Genomic DNA, 20,984 nt, shown 5'->3' with positions numbered 1-20,984 from the left:
GATGCCCGTGCGGGTCTGTCGTGGCGTTGCTGGACTTCGTGGCCGTGATTTCCGGGTGTGCGCAGCGTTTCTGGCGTGCGAAGGTCATCGTTCGCGCGAGCGTCTCCGCCGCGCGCCGCGTTTCTGTTGTTGTGCATCTCCTCCCAAGGAATGCCTGCTCTGAGTGCCAAACTTCACCGGCGCTGGCAAATGCTGCCGAGCTTTTTCAGCCGCGAATATTTTTGCATCGCAAAACAGGTCGGGTTCGGTGGAAGTGTTCGCGCGGGCGCGAGCCTGATCTCAGCGTTCGCGGACGGCGCCGCGCGAAGCGGCCGGCGTCTCAGAAGTGGCTGAAGGACCCTGTCCCCAGCATCCGCGGCGTGCCGTCGGCCTCCCGGAAGGCAGGCGACGCGGAACCGGCCGTGACCGTGCCGATGCAGATCAGGGGCGTGCCGGTGGCGCCCGCCGCCGCCAGGCAGGCGTTCAGGTTCTCGGGGGCCACGGCGCAGAGGATCTCGTAATCGTCGCCGCCCGTCGCGATCGGGGTCAGGAGGGCCGGCTCCTGGGCCAGGGCTCTCGCGGCGGCGGGCGAGAGCGGGAGCCGGGCGAGATCGATCTCCGCGGAGCGCCCCTCCCCTTTCAGCATTTTGGCCAGATCCCCGGCGAGGCCGTCCGAGATGTCCATCGCGGCCCGGGCATAGCGGCGCAGGACCGGAGCGAGGCCGATGCGTGGGCGGGGATGCCAGTAGCGATCGATGAGGGCGTCGTGATCCGCCGCGTCCAGCGCGCCCGCCCAGCCCGGCCCGTTGGGGCGGCGCAGGAGCAAGCCCAGGGCCGCATCCCCGATCGTGCCGCTGACGCAGATCCGGTCGCCGACCTGCGCGGTCCCACGCCGGACGATTCCCCCCGCCGGGACTTCGCCGATTGCGGTGACGCCGATCAGCGCCGGGCCGGCCGCCCGCACGGTATCGCCGCCGAGGAGGTCGAGGCCGAACTCCGAGAGACCATCGGCGAGGCCGGCCGCGAAGCCAGCGAGCCAGTCCTCGGTCCAGTCATCGGGCAGCGCGAGCGTCAGCAGGATTCCGCGCGGGCGGGCGCCCTTGGCGGCGAGGTCCGAGACGTTCACGCCGAGGGCCTTGCGGGCGATCGAACCCGGTGGATCGTCGGGAAAATAATGCACCCCGGCCACGATGGCGTCGGCCGTGAGAACGAGGTCGCAGCCGGGACTGGGCGACAGGGTGGCGGCGTCGTCGCGCAGGCCATCCGCTCCGGGTCCCGCCAGGGGCGCGAAGTAGCGCGCGATCAGCCCGTCCTCGTCGGGCCGGGCCACCGGGGTCAGGCCCGGCCGGAGGCCGGCAGGCCGGCGAATTCGTTGCCCCGCACGTCCCGGGCCACCTTGTCGAGGACGCCGTTGACCATGCCGGGCTCGTCGCCGCCGAAGAAGCTGTGGGCGACATCGACGTATTCGGAGATGACGACCCGCGCCGGTACGTCGCGGCGGGACATGAGCTCGTAGGCGCCCGCCCGCAGGATGGCGCGCAGCACCGCCTCGATGCGCTTGAGGGGCCAGCCCGAGGCCAGTGCCCCGTCGAGGATCGGATCGATGGCCCGCTGCTCTTCGACGACGCCGCGCAGGAGGTCGCGGAAGAAGGCGATCTCCGCGGCCGGATGCTCGATGCCGTCGACCTCGCGCCCGATCCAGAAGGTCTCGAACTCGGTGAGCGCCTCGATCACGCCCTTGCCCGAGATTTCCATGTCGTAGAGCGCCTGCACGACGGACAGGCGTGCGCCGCTGCGTTCGGCGGTCTTCATCCCGGAGTCGTTGGCCATGATCCTCAATCCTCTCCGACCGACGCCGCCGATGCGTCGCGCTTCAGCGACAGCACCGCGAGCGCGGCCTCGGCGGCACCGCCGCCCTTGTTCAGTTCGGCGACCCGGGCACGGGCCTGGGCCTGGGCTTCCGTCTCCACCGTGAGGATGCCGTTACCCAGCGGCAGGCGCAGGGTGACGGACAGGTCCATCAGGGCCCGCGCGCTCTCGCCCGCGACGATGTCGTAATGCCCGGTCTCGCCGCGGATGACGCAACCGAGCGCCACCACGGCATCGTAGGGCTGGCCGGCACGGGCCGCGGCCTCGACCAGGATCGCGATGGCGGCCGGGATCTCCAGGGCGCCGGGCACGGTCACCACCGTGGCCACCGCTTCGGCCGCGGCAAGGGCGCCTTCCGCGCCGGCCAGGAGCTCGTCGGCGAGATCCTCGTAGTAGCGGGCTTCGACCACGAGGACGCGCGCGCCCTTGACGTTGGCGGGAGCGGTGCGGGAAGCGTAGGCGAGCGATACCATCGAGAGGCTTTCACGGGACACGGTCGGCGGACGGCACAGCAGCCGGGACCGGGCGCGCTTGCCGCGACCCTCGGGGATCCGTCGGTGCGCAAGACTCGACCGGCCGGACCTGTCCTGCGCCCGCAGGCGCGAGCGATAGACCCTAGGCGCCGTGGCGACAAGCGCGAGCCCCGCCAATCCGGGACGGCGAGTGCTGGTCCGCGCGCGCTCAGGCCCCTGCGGCGGCGCGGCTCTCGGACAGGCGGGCGGCGTAGCGGGCGATGAGGTCGACCTCGAGGTTGAGCCGATCCCCGGCCCGCCGCTCGCCCCAGGTGGTCACCGCCAGGGTGTGCGGGATGAGCAGCACCGAGAACAGGTCGCCGTCCACCGTGTTCACGGTCAGCGAAGTGCCGTCGAGGCAGACCGAGCCCTTCTCGGCGATGAAGCGTGCGAGCTGGGCCGGGGCGCGTAGGGTGAAGCGGTCCGAGGGGGCCCATTGCGGATCCCCCGCGCCGCCCGTGACGGGGTCTCGGGCCACGAGTTCGGCCAGGCCGTCCACGTGGCCGGTGACGAGATGGCCGCCAAGCTCGTCGCCGATCTTCAGGGAGCGCTCGAGATTCAGGCGCCGGCCCTCGCGCCACGTGCTCACATGGGTGCGGGCCAGCGTCTCGGCCGCGGCATCGACGGCGAAGATGCAGCCGTCCTCCGCCGGCTCGATCGCGACCGCCGTGAGGCAAGGGCCCGAGCAGGCGATGGAGGCACCCAGCGCGATGGTGGCGGGATCGTAGTGCGAGCGGATGCGAATGCGGCGCAGGCGGTCGTCGCCGGCGACCGACACGACCTCTCCGACATCCGTGACGAGACCGGTGAACATCTCAGGCGCTCCGCTCGTAGGTGACGGCCCGGTCGGGACCGAGAATCCGGGTTTCGACGACCCGGAGGTGGTGTTCGTCGAGCCGCTTCCGAAGCACAGGGCCGATGGCCGGCAGGCCGCCGGTGTCGCCGAGTCGTCCTGGGCCGGTGATGAGCGTGAAGACGTCGACGAGGTCGGCGCCCGCCAGGGCATCGGCGAGGTGCGGGCCGCCTTCGCAGCAGAGGCGCGTCACGCCCCGCTCGGCCAGGGCCCGCAAGGCGGCGTGCAGGTCGACCCGTCCCGCGCCGTCGGCATCGACGCCGATCACCTCCACACCGAAGGAGGCCAGCATGCGCTTGGCGTGCACCGGAGCCCGGCGGGTGCTGAGGATCAGGGTCGGAACGTCGCGGGCGCTCCGCACCAGGGTGGTGGAGGGCAGCAGGCGGAGGTTCGAATCGAGCACGACGCGCAAGGGCGAACGGTCGGACAGCCCCGGCAGCCGGACCGTGAGGGACGGATCGTCGGCGCGCGCGGTGCCGATGCCGACGAGGATCGCATCCGCGTGCGCTCGCCAGAGATGGACTGCTCCGTCGGCGATGGCGCCGGTGATCCGCAGGCGCTCGGCGGGTGCACCGGCGAAACCATCCTGGGTCTGGGCGAGCTTGAGGTGCAGGCTCGGCCGCCCCCGCGTCACACGGGTGACGTGGCCGCGATGATCGCGGGCGGCCTCCTCCGCCAGGAGGCCCGTGGTCACCGCGATCCCGGCGGCGGCGAGGAGATGATGGCCGCGCCCGGCGACCCGCGGATCGGGGTCCTCCAGGGCCGTGACGACGCGGGCGATGCCGGCTGCGACGATGGCGTCGGTGCAGGGTGGGGTCCGTCCGTGATGGGAGCACGGCTCCAGGCTGACGTAGAGCGTGGCGCCGCGGGCCGCCTCCCCCGCCATGGCGAGAGCGATCGGCTCCGCGTGCGGGCGGCCGCCGGGGGCGGTCACGCCCTGGCCGACGATCCGCTCCGCACCGGGCGGACCCGCCACCACCACCGCGCCGACGGAGGGGTTCGGCCAGGTGCGTCCGAGGTTGCGATGCCCGAGGGCGAGGGCGAGACGCATGTAGCGGCGGTCGGTCTCGCCCGGGCCCGCGGTCTCCGTTCCGGCGGTCTCCATTCCGGCGCTCCTCACGCCCGGGACTTCGGCTGGCGCTTCGGCCGGAGGGGCGTGACCGTCGCGGAGAGATCCGGAAGTCGGTCCCCGGTCGCGGTTCCGCCCGCCCCGCGCGGCTCCTCCGAGCCCGTATCGGCCGGGAGGGCAGCCGGATCGGAGAGGGTCCCGAGCAACGCCTTGAAGTCGCTGGCCTCGCGGAAATTCTTGTAGACCGAGGCGAAGCGCACGTAGGCGACGTCGTCGAGCCCCTTCAGGCCCTCCATCACGAGTTCGCCGATGGCCTCGCTGCCGATCTCGGCCTCGCCGCTGCTCTCGAGCTGACGCGTGATGCCGCTGACGAGGCGTTCGATGCGCTCGGGGTCCACCGGGCGCTTGCGCAGGGCGACCCCGATCGAGCGCTGGAGCTTGTCGCGGTCGAAGGGCACGCGCTTGCCCGAACGCTTGAGCACGGTGAGTTCGCGCAACTGCACCCGTTCGAAGGTGGTGAAGCGACCGCCGCAATCCGGGCAGACCCGGCGCCGGCGGATCGCCGCCGCGTCGTCGCTCGGGCGCGAATCCTTCACCTGGGTGTCGGGACCGCCGCAATAGGGACACCGCATCGGACGGACACCTGGGAGGGAGGAGCGCTGAGGGGAAGGCGCGCCGGAAACGACAACGGCCGCGGACCCGAGGGTCCGCGGCCGTTGCATGGCATGGTGAGGGGCGCCGGTTCAAGCGCCCGCTGGCGGGGCGTTGCGCCTCAGCCGTAGATCGGGAAGCGGTCGGTGAGGGCGTGCACCCGCTGCTTCACGCTCGCCTCGACCGCGGCATCGCCCTCGTCACCCTTGGCCACCAGGCCATCGAGGACTTCGACGATGAGGCCGCCGATCTGCTTGAACTCGGCGACGCCGAAGCCGCGCGAGGTGCCGGCCGGGGTGCCAAGGCGGATGCCCGAGGTGATGGTGGGCTTCTGCGTGTCGAACGGCACGCCGTTCTTGTTGCAGGTGATGTCGGCGCGGCTGAGGGCCGCTTCCGCCGCCTTGCCGGTGAGGCCCTTGCTGGTGAGGTCGACCAGCATGAGGTGGTTGTCGGTGCCGCCCGAGGTGATGTTGTAGCCGCTCGACATCAGGGTGTCGGCCAGCGCCTTGGCGTTCTCGATCACCTGCTTGGCGTAGATCTTGAACTCGGGCTTCAGGGCCTCGCCGAAGGCCACGGCCTTGCCGGCGATGACGTGCATGAGCGGGCCGCCCTGGATGCCGGGGAAGATCGCCGAATTGAACTTCTTGGCCAGCGCCTCGTCGTTCGTCAGGATCATGCCGCCGCGCGGGCCGCGCAGGGTCTTGTGGGTCGTCGTGGTGACGACGTGGGCGTGCGGGAACGGCGACGGATGCACGCCGGCCGCGATCAGGCCCGCGAAATGCGCCGCGTCCACGAAGAAATAGGCGCCGACGGCATCGGCGATCTCACGGAACTTGGCGAAGTCCCAGTGGCGCGGATAGCCCGAGCCGCCGGCGATGATCACCTTGGGCTTGTGCTCTCGGGCGAGGGCCTCGACCTGCTCCATGTCGATGCGCTGGTCGTCGCGGCGCACGGTGTAGGAGACGGGCTTGAACCACTTGCCCGAGACGTTCGGGGGGGCGCCGTGGGTGAGGTGGCCGCCGGCCGCGAGGTCGAGGCCGAGGAAGGTGTCGCCCGGCTGCATCAGGGCCAGGAACACGCCCTGGTTCGCCTGGCTGCCGGAGTTCGGCTGCACGTTGGCGAAGCCGCAGTTGAACAGACGCTTGGCGCGATCGATGGCCAGGTTCTCGGCGATGTCGACGAACTGGCAGCCGCCATAATAGCGGCGGCCCGGATAGCCCTCGGCGTACTTGTTCGTCAGCACCGAGCCCTGCGCTTCGAGAACCGCGCGCGAGACGATGTTCTCGGAGGCGATCAGCTCGATCTCGTGCTGCTGGCGGCCGAGTTCCTGGGCCACCGCCTGCGCGATCTCCGGATCCGCGTCCGCGAGGGGAGCAGCGAAGAAGGTGTTGGAGAAGTGCTTGTCGGCAGCAGTACCGGCGCTCATGGAAAGCCTCGATTGTTGAACGGGCGGACGCACCCGTAATCCGCTGGCGTTGGGCGGGCGGGCGTTCGAAGGCTGGATTACTACACGCGACCGGTTCCAAGGCCAAGCACAGGCATTTTTTTGCGTGGGATCAAAAAAATTCAGCACAGAGCGCGTCGCTCAGAGTCGAGACGGCAACAACCCGTGTCGTGGCGTCGCATCCACCATGCAAAAGGCCCGCGCCTTGGGGCGCGGGCCACGACAATCGTGCGGTTTGATCGCCGGTGAGTGGGCTCAGTTCTCCTCGTCGCCCGGCTCGAAGCTCTGGACCGGCTCGGCGCTGGCGACTGGGGTCGGAGCCGAGAGGGTCGAGGGCACGTTCACGCCGTCGCGCTTGTAGATGTCGTCGCGGAACTGGACGAGGCCGTCCGGGGTCGACCAGGCCGTGATGTAGGTCCAGTAGACCGGAACCGGGGTCGACAGCGTGGCGTCGACCCGCTTGCCGCTCTCGATGGCCTGCTCGACCTGCTCGCGGCCCCAGCCGGGCGTGTCCTTGAGAAGCCAGGTGATGTACTCGCGCACGTTCTGCACGCGGACGCAGCCCGAGGAGATGAAGCGGAAATCGTCGCCGTAGACGCCCTTCGAGTTCGTGTCGTGCATGAACACGCCGTAGGGGTTCGGAATGTTGATGCGCACGATGCCCATCGAGTTAAAGTCGGCCCCCGAATCCTGGCGGTAGCGGTAGCGGGTGCCTTCGTCCGAGTTCCAGTTCACCGAAGCCGGGGAGATTTCGTTTTCGCCGGCGAAGATACGGATCTTGTTCTCGGTGAGGTAGGTCGGATCCTTCTGCATCTTGGGGATCAGGTCCTTCTTCACGATGGAAGCCGGGACCGTCCAGAAGGGGTTGAAATTGATCTGCGTCGCCTTGGTGTTCATGATCGGCGACTGGCGGTCGATCTTGCCGACGCCGGCGGCGTGAAGGGTCACGACCTGGCCGTTCTCCACCGTCTGCACCAGGGCGGCGGGGATGTTGGTGATGACGAACCGATTGCCGAGGTTGCCGGCATAGGAGCGCAGGCGCACCACGTTGATCTCGAGCTGGTGCAGGCGGACATCGGCCGGCACGTTCATGGCCGCCTGGGTGGTCTGGCTCATGGCGCCGGTCTGGCTCAGGCCATGCCGCGCCTGGAAACGCTTTACGCCGGCCGCGACGTAGGAATCGTACACGCCCGAGCCGCCGGAGGCCGGGTCGAGATCGCCCGTGACGATCAGGCGCTGGCGCAGGGCGGCCACGGCCGGCCCCTTGGCGCCGACGCGCAGGCGATCGGCGCCGGAGACCGGCTTCCATCCGCCGCGATTGACGATGTCCCGGTAGCGCTCGATCATCTGCTCCGTGGCCGCCACGGTCTGCGGAGACAGGATCGGCGTCGAGGAGCGCTGCACCTGCATGGCGGCGGGCGAGGCATAGTCCTGCGCCCATTCGGCCTGGGCGAAGCCGCCGGCCTCACGCGCCGTCGCCGACTGGCCGATGACGGCCGCCGATGCGAGCAGCGCGAAGCCGAGCGCGCGGGTGTGGAAAGCCTGATTCAGCATCGGACGTGAACTCTGATCTGATTTACGAAGCGACATGCGGTGTCGTCGGTCCCGGCAGCGCGCGCCGAGGTCTCGCAACACCCCCTGTCACGACCGTGTCGGGGTACGGTTAAGAACTCATGGGGACCCGGCCACATTGTGGCACGGCGCGGCTTATCCCCGCGATCCCCGGACACGTTCTCTCGACTGCGGCCCGTGTGCCACAGCACGGTGTCTCACCGTGCGATCGGCATGGCGAAACGAGGACCGATGGCGTAAGTCGAAGGACGATGACGCTTCCGGCGAACCAGGCTGGCCACGGAAGGTGGGCCCCGCTGTGTGCGATCACTGCGGTGGTCGCCCTCTACGCGTTCGTTCTCCATGCCGTCCTCAGCGGTCTCGTGCTCCTGCCGGACTCCTCCGCGCACGGCATCCTCTGCCTCGGGCAGATCGACGAGGCCGGCCCCGCTGCACCCGATTCGACCCACGCCCATCATCAGCCCTGTTGCACCGTGGCCGGGCCGATGCTGCACGCGGCGATGCCGGAGGTGTCGGCTCGCACCATCGTCTGGCCGGCGCCCGCGACGAGCCGGGTGACCTGGCGACGCGAGGCGTCCGTTTCCGCTCGTGGACCGCCGGGCACGATCCCCCATCCCAGAGGTCCGCCCGCCGTCTGATCCGATCGCCGATTCCCGATCCCATCAGACACGGACCATCCGATGAACCGCATCCCCCGGGCCGAGCTCTTCGCAGGCCTTCTCCTCTCCCTGTCCGCGACCGCCGCCCTCGCCCACGCCACCCTGGAGCGCAAGGAGGCGAGCCCGAATGCCGCCTACCGCGGCGTCGTGCAGATCACCCATGGCTGCGACGGCCAGCCGACCAACCGCGTCAGCGTCACCATCCCCGAGGGCGTGATCGGTGCCAAACCGATGCCGAAGCCCGGCTGGACCGTGACGACCGAGAAGGGCGCCTATGCCCGCGCCTATCCGTACTATCACGGGGACATTCGCGAGGGGGTGAGGACCATCACCTGGACCGGGGGCAGCCTGCCCGACGATCAGGTCGACGAATTCACCTTCCTGGCGCGGATCAGCGACGCCTTCGCGCCCGGCAGCACGGTCTACTTCCCCGTCGAGCAGGATTGCGCCGCGGGGCAGTACCGCTGGGGCGAGATCCCGGCCGCGGGGCAGGAGGCCCATGCCCTGAAATCCCCCGCCCCCGGCGTCCGCATCGTGGCCGCCGCCTCCGGCCCGGCCCGCGCCGCGGCGTCGAGCGTCAAGGCCGGCGACCTGAGCATCGAGACCCCCTGGATGCGCGCGACGCCCGGCGGCGCCAAGGTGGCGGGCGGCTACGTCCGCGTCACCAACACCGGCAGCCAGGCCGACCGCCTCGTCGGAGCTTCGATCCCCCTGGCGGGACGCACGTCGATCCACTCCATGACCATGGAGGGCGGTGTGATGAAGATGGCCCCGGTCGAGGGTGGCCTGGTGATCAAGCCGGGCGAGACGGTGGAGCTGAAGCCCGGCGGGCTGCACCTCATGTTCGAGGATCTCGCGAGTGGACCCAAGGCCGGCGAGACGGTCGAGGGCACGCTGCGCTTCGAGCGCGCCGGCACCGTGCCCGTCACCTTCAGCGTCGCGCCCATCGGCGCGATGAAGCCGGGTGCGCCAGCCGCCGCCGCGACGGCACCGGGCCACCACGAGCACTGACGCCGCGCGTCCCCGGATCCCGGGGACCGAAGGCCGGCCGGATCCTACCGTGACCGGCCGGCTCGACGCCTGGCGGTGTCCGTCTTCCAACTGGCCCGACCCATCGCTCCGCCGCGCGCATCCCCGCGCGGCGTCCGCCACCTCGCCCCTCTCCCACCGGGATCATGCCGGCCCCTTCGCGCCGTCGCGAAGCGCGGGCCCATGGTCCGGAGCCCGTCCCATGTCCGCGCCTCGGAATGTCTCCCCTCCCCGAAATGAGCTCGCCCTTCTCTCCCGCTGCCCCAAGGCCGCTGCCCTCGCCCTCCTGGGCGGCGCCTCGCTCCTGACCCTCGTCATCGCCGCGACGCCGTCCTGCGCCGAGGAAACGGCTGCCGCGACGTTATCCGAGCTCAGCATCGAGGGCGCCGCGGCCGGCTCCTTCACGGTGCCGAGCGTCGCGGCCCAGCGCGCTGCGGTGAACGCCACCGTCGGTTCCGTCGCCTTCGTCGACGCCAAGGACTTCCAGGACCGCTACGCCAATACCCTGCGCGACACGCTGAAGGACGTGCCCGGTGTCTACGTGCAGGAACGCTACGGCCAGGAACTCCGCCTGTCGGTGCGCGGCTCGGGCATCTCGCGTGGCTTCCACTTGCGCGGGCTCGAATTGCTTCAGGACGGCATTCCGCTGAACCTCGCCGACGGCAGCGGCGACTTCTACCAGGTCGATCCCCTGGGGCTGCGCTCGATCGAGGTCTACAAGGGCGGCAACGCCCTCACCTTCGGAGCGACAACCCTCGGCGGGGCCATCAACGTCGTCACCCCCACCGCCCAGACGGCCTTCGCGCCCAACATCCTGCGCATCGACGGCGGCGCCTTCAACACGATCCGGGAGAACGTTCAGGTCTCGCGCATCTCCGGCCCGGTCGATTTTCTCGTCAACGGCACGATCACCAATTCCGACGGCTACCGGGACCACGAGACCCAGCGGACGCAGAACTTCAACGCCAATCTCGGCTACCAGCTCGCGCCGGGCGTCGAGACGCGCTTCTATGCCGGAGTCTACCTGACCGACCAGAAGCTCCCCGGCACGCTGAGCCTCTTCAATGCCCTGAACAATCCGACGCTCGCCAATCCATCGGCGATCGCCGGCAACCAGTCGCGCAAGGTCGAGACCGAGCGGATCGCCAACCGCACCTCGTTCCTGCTCGATGTCGGCAAGCTCGACATCGACACCTGGGCGATCCACAAGTCGCTCTACCACCCGATTTTCCAGGTCATCGATCAGGACGGCTGGACCTACGGGATCGCCCCGCACTGGGCCGGGACCTTCGAGGTCGCCGGCTATCGCAACGACCTGATCCTCGGCCTGCGCGCCTTAGCGGGCCAGAATTCGGCCCTCCAGTTCGTCAACGTCGCCGGCCAGCGCGGCGCGCAGACGCTGCGCACGGTGCAGAGCGCCTCGAACTACGAAGCCTATGGCGAGAACCGCTTCTGGTTCCTGCCGGACGTGGCCCTGATGGCCGGCGCCAAGGCGTTTTCCTCCAACCGGACCTACAGCAACAAGGGCGGCTTCTCCGGCGCCAACGCGTTCCCCGCCTCGGCCAACGAGACCTATGCGGGTATCAATCCCAAGGTCGGCCTCCTCTGGCAGCCGCTGCCCGACCTGCAGGTCTTCGGCGACATCACCGGGTCGCGTGACGTGCCGGATTTCTCCGACCTCGTGCAGCAGAATACGCTGAACACCACGTTCGTGCCGCTGCGGGCGCAGCGCGCCGTGACCTACGAGGCCGGCACGCGCGGGCGGATCGATCGACTGTCCTGGGACGTCACCCTCTATCGCTCGGAGATCCGCGACGAGCTCATCAACTTCTCGATCAACCCGGGCCTCAACATTCCGGCCGCGACCTTCAACGCGCCCCGGACCCGCCACCAGGGCGTCGAGGCCGCAATCGCCCTCGATCTTGCCCGCGACCTGATCGGCACCGGCGACGCGGTCGTGGTTTCGCAGATCTGGACCCACAACGACTTCCACTTCATCGCCGACTCGGTCTTCGGCGACAACCAGATCGCCGGCATCCCGCGCGATGTGCTGCGCACGGTCCTGACCTATCGCAACCGCGAGGGTTTCCACGTCAGTCCCTCCGTTGACTGGGTGCCCCAGGGTGCCTTCGCCGACCACGCCAACAGCCTGAAGGTGCCGGGCTACGCCCTCCTCAACGTCCAGGCCGGGTACGACTTCCAGAACGGCGTCTCGGTCTTCGTCGATGCCCGAAACCTGATCGATGCCCGCTACGTGTCGGACATCTCCGTCGTCACCGATGCCCGGACCGTCGCGGGCGGCCCGGTGGCCTTTTACCCGGGCGTCGGCCGCAGCATCTTCGGCGGCATCCGCGCCGGTTTCTGATCGGGCGGGAGCGGGCCGCCGGGTGAGGGTGCGCCTTTCGCGGCCGCCCGCTAGAAGCGCGCCATGAATGAGGGTTTCACCATCGCGCGCGCCCCCGGTGTTCCGGCGCCGGACCATCACCCGGACGTGCATGTCGGCCGGGATGGCTGGCTGTTCCTGATCGGCGGCACCAATTCCGTGCTGAGGCAGTATCGCGATCCGGGGATGCCACGCGCCATCCTCTGGCGCTGGCGCCGCATCCTGGAAGCGCGGGTGCGGCGCTGCGCGGGCCTCGGCACCCGCTACGCCCACGTGGTGGCGCCGGAGAAGCTCACGGTCTATCCGCAGGCGTCCGATGCGCTCGCCTTCGACCCCGAGCGCGCGCCGGTCCTGCGCCTGGAGCGCTGGCTCCGCCTCTCGCCGGCCCGGCGCCACTGGATCGATCTCGTACGGCCGTTTCGCGCGCGTGCCGCCGAGGCGCCGCTCTATTGCCGGACGGACAGCCACTGGACCTTCGCCGGATATCTCCTCGCCTATGGCGAGATCTGCCGCCATCTCGGTCTTGCTCCGCGCCAGGATATCCTCCGGCGCCGCATCGGCTCACCCGCACCCTATGCCGGCGATCTCGGCCTGAAGTTCGATCCGATCCGCAGGGAGACGGTGGAGTCCTGCCTGTTCGAGACCTCGGCGCGGCGCATCCACGCCAACAGGCTCGTCACGGCCTTCGAGGCGGAGGGCCGGGGTCAGGCGGCGCATATCGGCGCCCACGTGGTCTACCGGAACGACTCGCGCGAGGCCGACCCGCGCCGGCTGGTGTTGTTCGCCGATTCCTACGGCCACCATACGTCGACCCCCCATACGGGGAGCCTGACGCCGCTCCTCGCCGACACCTTCCGTGAGGTTCACGTCCTGTGGTCGACGAGCATCGACTGGGGCTACGTCGCCCGGGTGAAGCCGGATTTCGTGGTGTCGGAGATCGCCGAGCGCTTCATGATCGAGCTGCCCCAGACCGGCTTCAACATCGAGAAGCTCGCGGATCTCGCCTTGGCGCGTAGGACAGGCTGAAACGACGAACGCCCCGGAGATGTCTCCGGGGCGCGATGTCGATCGATGGCGGTCCGCGATGGGAGTGCGGGCCTAGTAGAGCCCGCCGGCCTGGGCGGCGCGATCTGCGTCCGGCGGAACCGCGGCCGGGGCGCTGGAGGATTGTGCCGGGGCGGCGACGTAGGCGTCGGGCGGGGCGGTGCCGGGCTTGAAGGCCTCGAGGATGGTACCACCACCCTCGCCCGAGCCGGCGCGCATGCCGGAGGCGGCCGAGACGCGGATCAGCTTGATGCCCGGGGGCACGCGGAACGGCGTCGGCGGCTTGTCCTTGAGGGCCTGCTTCAGGAAGTCCAGGGCGATGGGGGCTGCGAGACCGCCGCCGGTGGCCCGGTCCCCCAGGGAGCGCGGCTTGTCGAAGCCGATATAGACGCCCACCGCGAGGTCCGGCGAGAAGCCGACGAACCAGGCGTCCTTGGCGTCGTTCGTCGTCCCGGTCTTGCCGGCGAGGGGCTTGCCGACCTGCTTCAGGATGGTGGCGGTGCCGCGCTGGACCACGCCTTCCATGATCGAGACCATCTGGTAGGCGGTCAGCGGGTCGAGGACCTGCTCGGAATCGTCCACGAGCTTGGGCTCGTCCTGGCCCGACCACTTGTCCGCGTCGCAGCCGAGGCACTTGCGGTTGTCGTGCTTGTAGATGGTCTCGCCGACGCGATCCTGGATGCGGTCGATCAGGGTCGGGCGGATGCGCCGGCCGCCATTGGCCAGCATCGAATAGGCGGTGACCATGCGCATCACCGTGGTCTCGCCGGCGCCGAGCGACATCGGCAGCACCGGCAGCATGTCGTCGTAGACGCCGAAGCGGCGGGCATATTCCGCGATCAGCGGCATGCCGACGTCCTTGGCGAGCCGCACCGTCATCAGGTTCTTCGAATGCTCGATGCCGTAGCGCAGGGTGTGCGGACCGCCGGACTTGCCGTCGTAGTTCGAGGGCGTCCAGGCCTCCTGGCCGGGGCCCGCCTCGATGGTGATCGGCGAATCCTGCACGATGGAGGACGGCGTGTAGCCGTTGTCCAGGGCCGCCGAGTAGACGATCGGCTTGAAGGAGGAGCCGGGCTGGCGCATCGCCTGGGTGGCGCGGTTGAATTGGCTCTCGTCGTAGGAGAAGCCGCCGACCATTGCGTGCACGCGACCGGTATAGGGGTCCATCGCCACGATGGCGCCCGAGACCTCGGGCCGCTGGCGCAGGCGGTACTGGTTGCGGCTCGTATCCGTCGCCTCGACGTAGACGACGTCGCCGGCGTTGAGCGCCGCGGCGGGCGACCGCCCGGTCCAGCGGGTGCCCTCGGCGGTGATCGTGCCGGTCTCGCGCTCCTTCGAAACCTGGCCGGAGGCTTCCCGGCGCGGCTGCAGCCCGATCTGGGCGGAGCCGCCGGTGGTGTTCAGGACCACGGCGAGGCGCCACGGCGCGACGTCGCCGAGACCGGGCACTTCGGCCACGGCGAGGCCCCAGTCGCGGCCGACGAGGTCGACCTTGGCCTGCGCGCCGCGCCAGCCGTGCGACTGGTCGTAGCGAACAAGACCGTCCACCAGGGCCTTGCGGGCCCAGGACTGCATCTTCGGGTCCAGGGTGGCGCGCACGGAGAGGCCGCCCTCGTAGAGCTTCTTCTCGCCGTAGCGCTCGGCGATCTCGCGCCGGACCTCTTCGGTGAAATAGTTGGCGTTGGCGGCGTTGGCGAAGGCGACGCGCGGATTGACGCCGAGGGGCATCTTGCGGGCCGCTTCGGCCTCTTCCTTGGTGATGTACCCGTTCTGGGCCATCAGGCCGATGATCTCGTTGCGCCGATCGAGCGCCTTCTGGGTCTGGCGGTAGGGGTGGTAGTTGTTCGGCCCCTTCGGCAGGGCGGCGAGGTAGGCCGCTTCGTTGATCGTCAGTTCGTGAACCGACTTGCCGAAGTAATCGAGTGCCGCTGCCGCGACGCCGTGCAGGTTGCGCCCGGGCACGATCGTGCCGAGGAAGATCTCGTTCAGGTAGAGCTCAAGGATCTTGTCCTTCGAGTAGGCGGCCTCGATCCGGAAGGCGATCAGCGCCTCCTTGGCCTTGCGCTCGAAGGTCTGCTCCGGGGACAGGAGGAAGTTCTTGGCGACCTGCTGGGTGATCGTCGAGGCGCCCTGCTTCTTGCCGCTCTTGAAGTTCGTCAGCGCGGCGCGCACGAGACCCTCGGGGTCGACGCCGCCATGCTTGTAGAAGTTCTTGTCCTCGGCCGAGAGGAAGGCCGCGACGACGATCTTGGGCATCGCCTGGATCGGGAGGTAGAGCCGCCGCTCACTGGCGTACTCGGCCAGCAGCGAGCCGTCCGCCGCATGGACGCGGCTCATCACCGGCGGCTCGTAATTGGCGAGCGCGGCGTGATCCGGCAGGTCCTGGCTGAATTTCCAGTAGAAGAACGCGGCCGCCGCGGCGGCGATCACGAAGACCATCGCGCCGACGCTGAACAGGAAGCCGAAGAAACGAAGGATGAAGCGCATCCGGGTCCCGTCCGTCGATGATCCATCGCCGCCGGCCGGCCGCGAGAGCACCCGCCACGATGGCGCGTACCTCCTCGGACCGTGTCCCATTCCGAAATGCAAGAGTCCCGCCGCGTGAAATGCGGTCGAGCCCACGCTGTCGGCGGCGTTCGCTCAAGCGCGCCGCGATCAATCCGACCGAGACCATCTGCATCGGTGTGACCGGAGCGCTGTGAGCCCCGGTTTCACACGCATTCTATGGTGAAACTGGGGCGATTGCGGCCGAGCGACGGGGCGGCTGCGGACGGGTCAGCGACGTCCGGCTGCCGAAGAACGCATCGATCGCCTTGGCCATGCCGCCGGTCACCTCGGCGCGCCAACCCTCCGACTGCAGCAGGTCGAGGTCGTGCTTGCTGGACAGGTAGCCGAGTTCCACCAGCACCGAGGGGACGTCGGGCGAGCGCAGAACCTGGAAGCCGGCCTCGCGGTGCGGCTTGGCGCTCATCTCCATGACCGGCCCGAGATGGGTCATCAGCCTCTTGGCGAACCCCGACGAGAAGGTGCGGGTCTCGCGCAGGGTCAGTTCCTGGAGGATGTCGGCGACATGGCCGGGACCCTCGTTCGATTCGGTGCCGGCGGCCGCGTCGGCGCGGTTCTCGCGCTCGGCGAGCTTGGCCGATTCGGCGTCGGTGGCCTTCTCGGAGCCGGTGTAGATGGTGGCGCCGCGCACCTGCGGGGCCGACGAGATCGAATCCGCATGGATCGAGACGAAGAGGTCGGCCTTCGCCTCGCGGGCGAGGCGGACGCGCTCGGAGAGGGGCACGAAGACGTCGCGGTCCCGCGTCATCCGCACCCGGTACCGGCCGCCGGCTTCGAGCTGGGACACCAGGGCCTGGGCGAAGCCGAACACGATGTCCTTCTCGAAGGCGCCGGTGGCCGCGATGGCGCCGGGATCGGTCCCGCCGTGGCCGGCATCGACCATGATCAGAGGGCGGGCGTCCGTCGATTCCGGGATGGTCGCGGCCTTGCGCTGGGCCGGTGCCGGATCGCTCGCCACCGAAGCGCGTCGGAAGCCCTCGCGATCGCTGCGCTGGAACTCGATGCTGAGCAGCACGGCGCCGTCGCGCGGGCGCGTGACGGTCTCGATCCGCCCCACCGTCGCCGGTTGGGCGAGGTCGACGACGATGCGCGACCGTCCCGGCGCGAAGAGCCCGTAGCGGAAGGAGGCCACCACCCCGTCGCGCTTCCGGCCGGTTTCCGGCCCGAGCTGGAAGTTCACTTCCGCCAGATCGATCACCGCCCGATCCGGACGCTCCATCACGAAGGCCTTCGCCTCGATGGCCTTCGAAAGGGTCAGGGTCAGCTTCGTGGTACCGTTGCTCGTGGCGAGGTCCGCCGCGATGGCGACGGCCGCCGGCGAGGCGGTCCCATGAGCCTTGTCGGTGTCCTGTGCCCGTGCACCGGTCCCGGCGAACGGGCTCGCTCCGGCGCAGGCCAGGGCGAGGAGGACGGAGCGGAGAAGGCGGGCGCGTCTCGGCATCGTTCCGGCAATCATCCCCGTGAGGACGGGCACGCCCCGGAGGAGCGGGCTCGCGAGCGGGCTATGGCGTAAGCCAGCCACTACGGGATACCGACGGGATGGTTAACCGTTCCTCAAGGGCCGCGTTCCACTTCGGCGCCCCTTGTGTCCCGGAGGCGACAGCCCCCGCCACGACGCGGGCCGCGGCGATCCCCCTGCCGAGGTTCGGCACGGCGATGTCAGGTCAGAGCGGCAGATCAAAGATTAAGGACCTTGCCAAAACGTCGCGACGCTCTGTAATGATACGGTCCCCTTCCCGGTGCCGTGCGGTTTGCTCCGCGGCCCGCGGGCGCGGTTCGGCATTGCGTCGAATCGCCTTCGCAGTCGGTTCCCCGCGTCAGACATGGCGGCACAGCAAGGCCGGGTGGGAGTCGGTTCATTCGGTGGCCTTTTCGGCCGCCGCACCGTTCTGCACATGCCGGCCTGTCCTCGGATGGGCCCATACAGTCTTCGCGAGGTCAGGGAGAGAATGAGCGGACACACAGCATCGGTTGCCGTTGCTCGTGTTCAACGCCTGCGCGTTTCGCGTGGCGCCGCCTTCTCGTCGCCCCTGGCCAGGATCAACCCCACGCGCGCCGAGATCCGGCGCCCAGCGGCGGTTGGCGGCAATCCCTTCCCCACAGCTTCCGCGACCCCCTTCCCCGGGTCGTCACGGGCACCGATCCGCCGGGCCGTCGCGCCCGGACCGGTCGGCGCCCCATCGGGACCGCGCGGTTCGAGGAGAACGACGTCGACCGCCATGTCGAAAGTTCGTCATGGCCAACAACAACAAGATGCTCATCGACGCGATGCACCCGGAGGAGACCCGGGTCGTCACGGTTCACGGGTCTAGGGTCGAGGAATTCGACTTCGAGGCCGCCAACAGGCGCCAGCTTCGCGGCAATATTTACCTCGCCAAGGTGACGCGCGTGGAGCCCTCGCTCCAGGCCGCCTTCATCGAGTACGGCGGCAACCGCCACGGCTTCCTCGCTTTCAGCGAGATCCACCCGGACTACTACCAGATCCCCCTCGCGGACCGGCAGGCCCTGCTCGAGGACGAGGCCCGCGAAGCCGAGGAGCACCGGGAGCGCGAGGAGCGCAAGCCCCGCCGCCGCTCGCGCGGTCGTCGCGACGGCACCTCCGCCAAGAAGGCCCGTACGTCCGAGACGGTGACGTCGGAGGACGTCGGCGCACCGATTGCCGGCGAGGCCAACGGCAACCCGATCTCCTTCGACGAGACCTCCGTCGACGAGACTTCGGCCAGCGATCCGGCGATCGGCGTCGCCGACGCGCTGCTCGAGGGCGGCCTCGGCGACGCGCCGCCGCCGATCCTGCCCGGCAGCGATGAATCCGCCGACCTGCCGCAAGCGGCCCTCGCCAGCGGCGAGAGCTCCGAGGGCGACGAGCCGGCGGCGTCGGACGTCCCGTTCTCCGACGACGCAGGGTCTGCTGGTGCTACCGCCGAGGCGCCGGTCGAGCCGGCGGCCGAGTTGGCGCTCGAAGCCGCACCCATGGGCGAGGCCGACCCAGACATCGCGGCGCCCGCCGCCGGGCCCACGTCCGAGGAGGAGCCCGACGAGGACGATGCGGACGAGAGCGACGAGGATTCGGAGGACGACGATTCGGACGACGAGTCCGAGGATGACGACGACGATTCCGATGAGGACGACGACGAGGACGACGAGGAGAGCGAGGGCGAGGACGGCGAGCGCCCGCAGAAGATCGCTCAGGTCGGCGGCGATGCCCTGGCCGAGATCCCCGAGCGCCCGCGCACCTATCGTCGCCACTACAAGATCCAGGAGGTCATCAAGCGCCGCCAGATCATCCTGGTGCAGGTCGTCAAGGAAGAGCGCGGCACCAAGGGCGCGGCGCTGACCACCTACCTGTCTCTGGCCGGGCGCTACTCGGTGCTCATGCCGAATACCGGACGTGGCGGTGGCATCTCCCGCAAGATCACCTCGGCCGCCGACCGCAAGCGCCTCAAGGAAGTCGCCCAGGACCTGGAGGTGCCGGAAGGGATGGGCGTCATCCTGCGCACGGCCGGCGCCTCGCGCACCAAGCCTGAGATCAAGCGCGACTTCGAGTACCTGATGCGCCTGTGGGAGAGCGTCCGCGAGCTGACGCTGTCGTCCTCCGCTCCGGCGCTGGTCTACGAGGAAGGCTCGCTCATCAAGCGCGCCATTCGCGACCTCTATAACAAGGACATCGACGACATCCTGGTGGCGGGCGACGAGGCCTATCGGGAGGCGCGCGACTTCATGCGGATGCTGATGCCCGGCCAGTCGAAGGTCGTGCAGCCCTACCGGGACGCGACGCCGATCTTCGCGCGCTACGGGGTCGAGCAGCAGCTCGACGCGATGTTCTCCACCCACGTCACCCTGAAGTCGGGCGGCTACCTCGTCATCAACCCGACGGAAGCCCTCGTCTCCATCGACGTGAACTCGGGTCGCTCCACCCGCGAGCACGACATCGAGGACACCGCCCTGCGCACCAACCTGGAGGCGGCCGAGGAGGTCGCCCGCCAGCTGCGCCTGCGCGATCTTGCCGGCCTCGTCGTGATCGACTTCATCGACATGGAGGAGAAGCGCAACAACCGCGCCGTGGAGAAGAAGCTCAACGAGTGCCTGAAGAACGATCGCGCCCGCATCCAGGTCGGCCGGATCTCGCCCTTCGGCCTCTTGGAGATGAGCCGCCAGCGCATCCGCACCGGGATGCTGGAGAGCTCGTCCCTGCCCTGCACCCATTGCGGCGGCTCGGGCTACGTCCGGGCGACCTCGTCGGTGGCGCTGCAGATCCTGCGGGCGATCGAGGAATCGCTCCTCAAGAGCACGACGCACAACCTCGTCCTGCGCACCCGCACCGAGGTGGCGCTCTACATCCTGAACCAGAAGCGGGCGCACCTGCGCGAGCTGGAGGTCCGTTTCGGCGTCTCGCTGACCATCGCGGCCGATGAGCGCCTCGCTGCCACCTCGGCCTTCCAGCTCGAACGTGGCGAGCCAGCGGTCCGTGCCGAGGGGCCGGTGACCGGTGTGCGTGCCGTGGCGATCAGCTCCGCCCTCGAGCCCGAGGAGGATTTCGATCCGGAGATCGAGGAGGAGGTCGCCGAGGCCGAGACCGAGGAGACCGAGGCCGGCGCCCCGGCCGAAGAGACCCGTGAGAAGGCCGCCGACGGTGGCGAGGGCCGCGGTGGACGTCGCCGCCGTCGCCGTCGGCGGGGCGGTCGCACCGAAGCGGGCGAGCAGATCGGTGGCGAGTCGGCCTCCGAGGGCGACGAGGATGGCGAGGGCGAGGAGTCCGAGGACATCGCCGCGCAGGCCGAGGCCGACGAGACGGTCGCGTCGGCCGAGACGCCTGCGTCCGGCGAGGATGATGGCAGCGGCCGCCGTCGCCGCCGGGGTCGCCGCGGCGGCCGCGGGCGCGACCGTGACGGTCGCGGGCGCGATGGCGAAGCCGTCGGCCAGGAAGCCGGGCGCGACGAGTCCGAAACTCAGGACTCCGCTCACCGGACCGGTGACGAGCAGGCCTTCGGCGATCGGCCGGTCGCTTCGGTGGAGGGCGATGAAGGTGCAACCGACGCGCCGTCCGCTTTCCTGGGCGGCGAGGAGCCGGTGAGCGCCGCGGCGGTGTCCGAGGCGGTGGCACCCGCGGCCTCCGAGACGGCCGCGCCGGTCGCCCTGGAAGCGCCAGTGGCGGTCGAGCCGGAGGCCGAAGCGGCCCAGACGACGGAGCCGGTGCTTGCGTCCAAGCCGGCGCCCGAGCCGGTGGCGGTGGTGCTCACGCCCCCGTCCGATCCGGATCGTCCGAAGCGGGCCGGCTGGTGGTCCCGGACCAAGGCGGCCCTGACCGGCGAGTGATCGTCCGTCATTAGCCAGAACGAGCGGGGTGGGCGTCGAGCC

Annotated in this window: 15 protein-coding genes; 5 read left to right on the top strand and 10 right to left on the bottom strand. The window is 69.8% G+C overall.

All coding sequences use genetic code 11. The annotated features are described in order from the left end of the window. Nucleotides 1–319 precede the first annotated feature (319 nt). The 8 genes from thiL to AC6EUL_RS18760 form a co-directional block, all read right to left on the bottom strand. Entirely contained in the window at nucleotides 320–1,309 is a 990-nt protein-coding gene (gene thiL, locus AC6EUL_RS18795) for a thiamine-phosphate kinase (RefSeq protein WP_499871924.1), read from the bottom strand. A gap of 5 nt (nucleotides 1,310–1,314) precedes the next feature. Continuing rightward, nucleotides 1,315–1,791 carry a transcription antitermination factor NusB gene (nusB, locus tag AC6EUL_RS18790; protein WP_056214016.1) on the bottom strand — a complete coding sequence of 159 codons (477 nt, stop codon included), beginning with the start codon at nucleotides 1,789–1,791 and terminating at the stop codon, nucleotides 1,315–1,317. Nucleotides 1,792–1,814: 23 nt separating this feature from the next. Continuing rightward, a complete protein-coding gene (gene ribH, locus AC6EUL_RS18785; RefSeq protein ID WP_056213889.1) occupies nucleotides 1,815–2,321 on the bottom strand; it encodes a 6,7-dimethyl-8-ribityllumazine synthase in 507 nt (168 codons plus the stop codon). Between the two features lie 208 nt (nucleotides 2,322–2,529). Next, a complete protein-coding gene (locus AC6EUL_RS18780) occupies nucleotides 2,530–3,174 on the bottom strand; it encodes a riboflavin synthase (RefSeq protein WP_056351400.1) in 645 nt (214 codons plus the stop codon). Nucleotide 3,175: 1 nt separating this feature from the next. Next, nucleotides 3,176–4,318, bottom strand: a complete 1,143-nt coding sequence (ribD, locus tag AC6EUL_RS18775; RefSeq protein WP_499871922.1) for a bifunctional diaminohydroxyphosphoribosylaminopyrimidine deaminase/5-amino-6-(5-phosphoribosylamino)uracil reductase RibD — start codon at nucleotides 4,316–4,318, stop codon at nucleotides 3,176–3,178. Between the two features lie 11 nt (nucleotides 4,319–4,329). Continuing rightward, nucleotides 4,330–4,914, bottom strand: a complete 585-nt coding sequence (nrdR, locus tag AC6EUL_RS18770; protein WP_244476410.1) for a transcriptional regulator NrdR — start codon at nucleotides 4,912–4,914, stop codon at nucleotides 4,330–4,332. Nucleotides 4,915–5,054: 140 nt separating this feature from the next. Continuing rightward, complete coding sequence (gene glyA / locus AC6EUL_RS18765; protein ID WP_499871920.1) at nucleotides 5,055–6,359, bottom strand: serine hydroxymethyltransferase; 1,305 nt, start codon at nucleotides 6,357–6,359, stop codon at nucleotides 5,055–5,057. A gap of 273 nt (nucleotides 6,360–6,632) precedes the next feature. Beyond that, nucleotides 6,633–7,931 carry a L,D-transpeptidase family protein gene (locus tag AC6EUL_RS18760; protein ID WP_056351394.1) on the bottom strand — a complete coding sequence of 433 codons (1,299 nt, stop codon included), beginning with the start codon at nucleotides 7,929–7,931 and terminating at the stop codon, nucleotides 6,633–6,635. Nucleotides 7,932–8,263: 332 nt separating this feature from the next. On the opposite strand from AC6EUL_RS18760, the gene AC6EUL_RS18755 reads away from it, so the two are divergent. From AC6EUL_RS18755 to AC6EUL_RS18740, 4 genes are all read left to right on the top strand, one after another. Beyond that, nucleotides 8,264–8,587, top strand: coding sequence for a hypothetical protein (locus AC6EUL_RS18755; RefSeq protein WP_056492648.1), 324 nt, complete (start codon nucleotides 8,264–8,266; stop codon nucleotides 8,585–8,587). A 42-nt stretch (nucleotides 8,588–8,629) separates the two neighbouring features. Further along, a complete protein-coding gene (locus tag AC6EUL_RS18750) occupies nucleotides 8,630–9,619 on the top strand; it encodes a DUF1775 domain-containing protein (protein ID WP_056380553.1) in 990 nt (329 codons plus the stop codon). Nucleotides 9,620–9,839: 220 nt separating this feature from the next. Next, nucleotides 9,840–12,002, top strand: a complete 2,163-nt coding sequence (locus tag AC6EUL_RS18745) for a TonB-dependent receptor family protein (protein WP_499871915.1) — start codon at nucleotides 9,840–9,842, stop codon at nucleotides 12,000–12,002. A gap of 63 nt (nucleotides 12,003–12,065) precedes the next feature. After that, complete coding sequence (locus AC6EUL_RS18740; RefSeq protein ID WP_499871912.1) at nucleotides 12,066–13,046, top strand: alginate O-acetyltransferase AlgX-related protein; 981 nt, start codon at nucleotides 12,066–12,068, stop codon at nucleotides 13,044–13,046. A gap of 72 nt (nucleotides 13,047–13,118) precedes the next feature. Here AC6EUL_RS18740 and AC6EUL_RS18735 read toward each other — a convergent pair whose 3' ends face one another. Both AC6EUL_RS18735 and AC6EUL_RS18730 read right to left on the bottom strand, forming a co-directional pair. Beyond that, nucleotides 13,119–15,551 (bottom strand): penicillin-binding protein 1A, encoded by a 2,433-nt coding sequence (locus AC6EUL_RS18735; protein ID WP_056213908.1) that lies wholly within the window; start codon nucleotides 15,549–15,551, stop codon nucleotides 13,119–13,121. Between the two features lie 235 nt (nucleotides 15,552–15,786). Then, nucleotides 15,787–17,070, bottom strand: coding sequence for an N-acetylmuramoyl-L-alanine amidase (locus tag AC6EUL_RS18730; RefSeq protein WP_499871908.1), 1,284 nt, complete (start codon nucleotides 17,068–17,070; stop codon nucleotides 15,787–15,789). Nucleotides 17,071–17,864: 794 nt separating this feature from the next. Between AC6EUL_RS18730 and AC6EUL_RS18725 the strand changes: the two genes are divergently transcribed. Beyond that, nucleotides 17,865–20,942 carry an Rne/Rng family ribonuclease gene (locus AC6EUL_RS18725; RefSeq protein ID WP_499871905.1) on the top strand — a complete coding sequence of 1,026 codons (3,078 nt, stop codon included), beginning with the start codon at nucleotides 17,865–17,867 and terminating at the stop codon, nucleotides 20,940–20,942. Nucleotides 20,943–20,984: the final 42 nt, after the last annotated feature.

This window comes from Methylobacterium sp. 001424705 (assembly GCF_059816145.1).
This window is presented reverse-complemented; position numbering and strand designations above follow the sequence as displayed.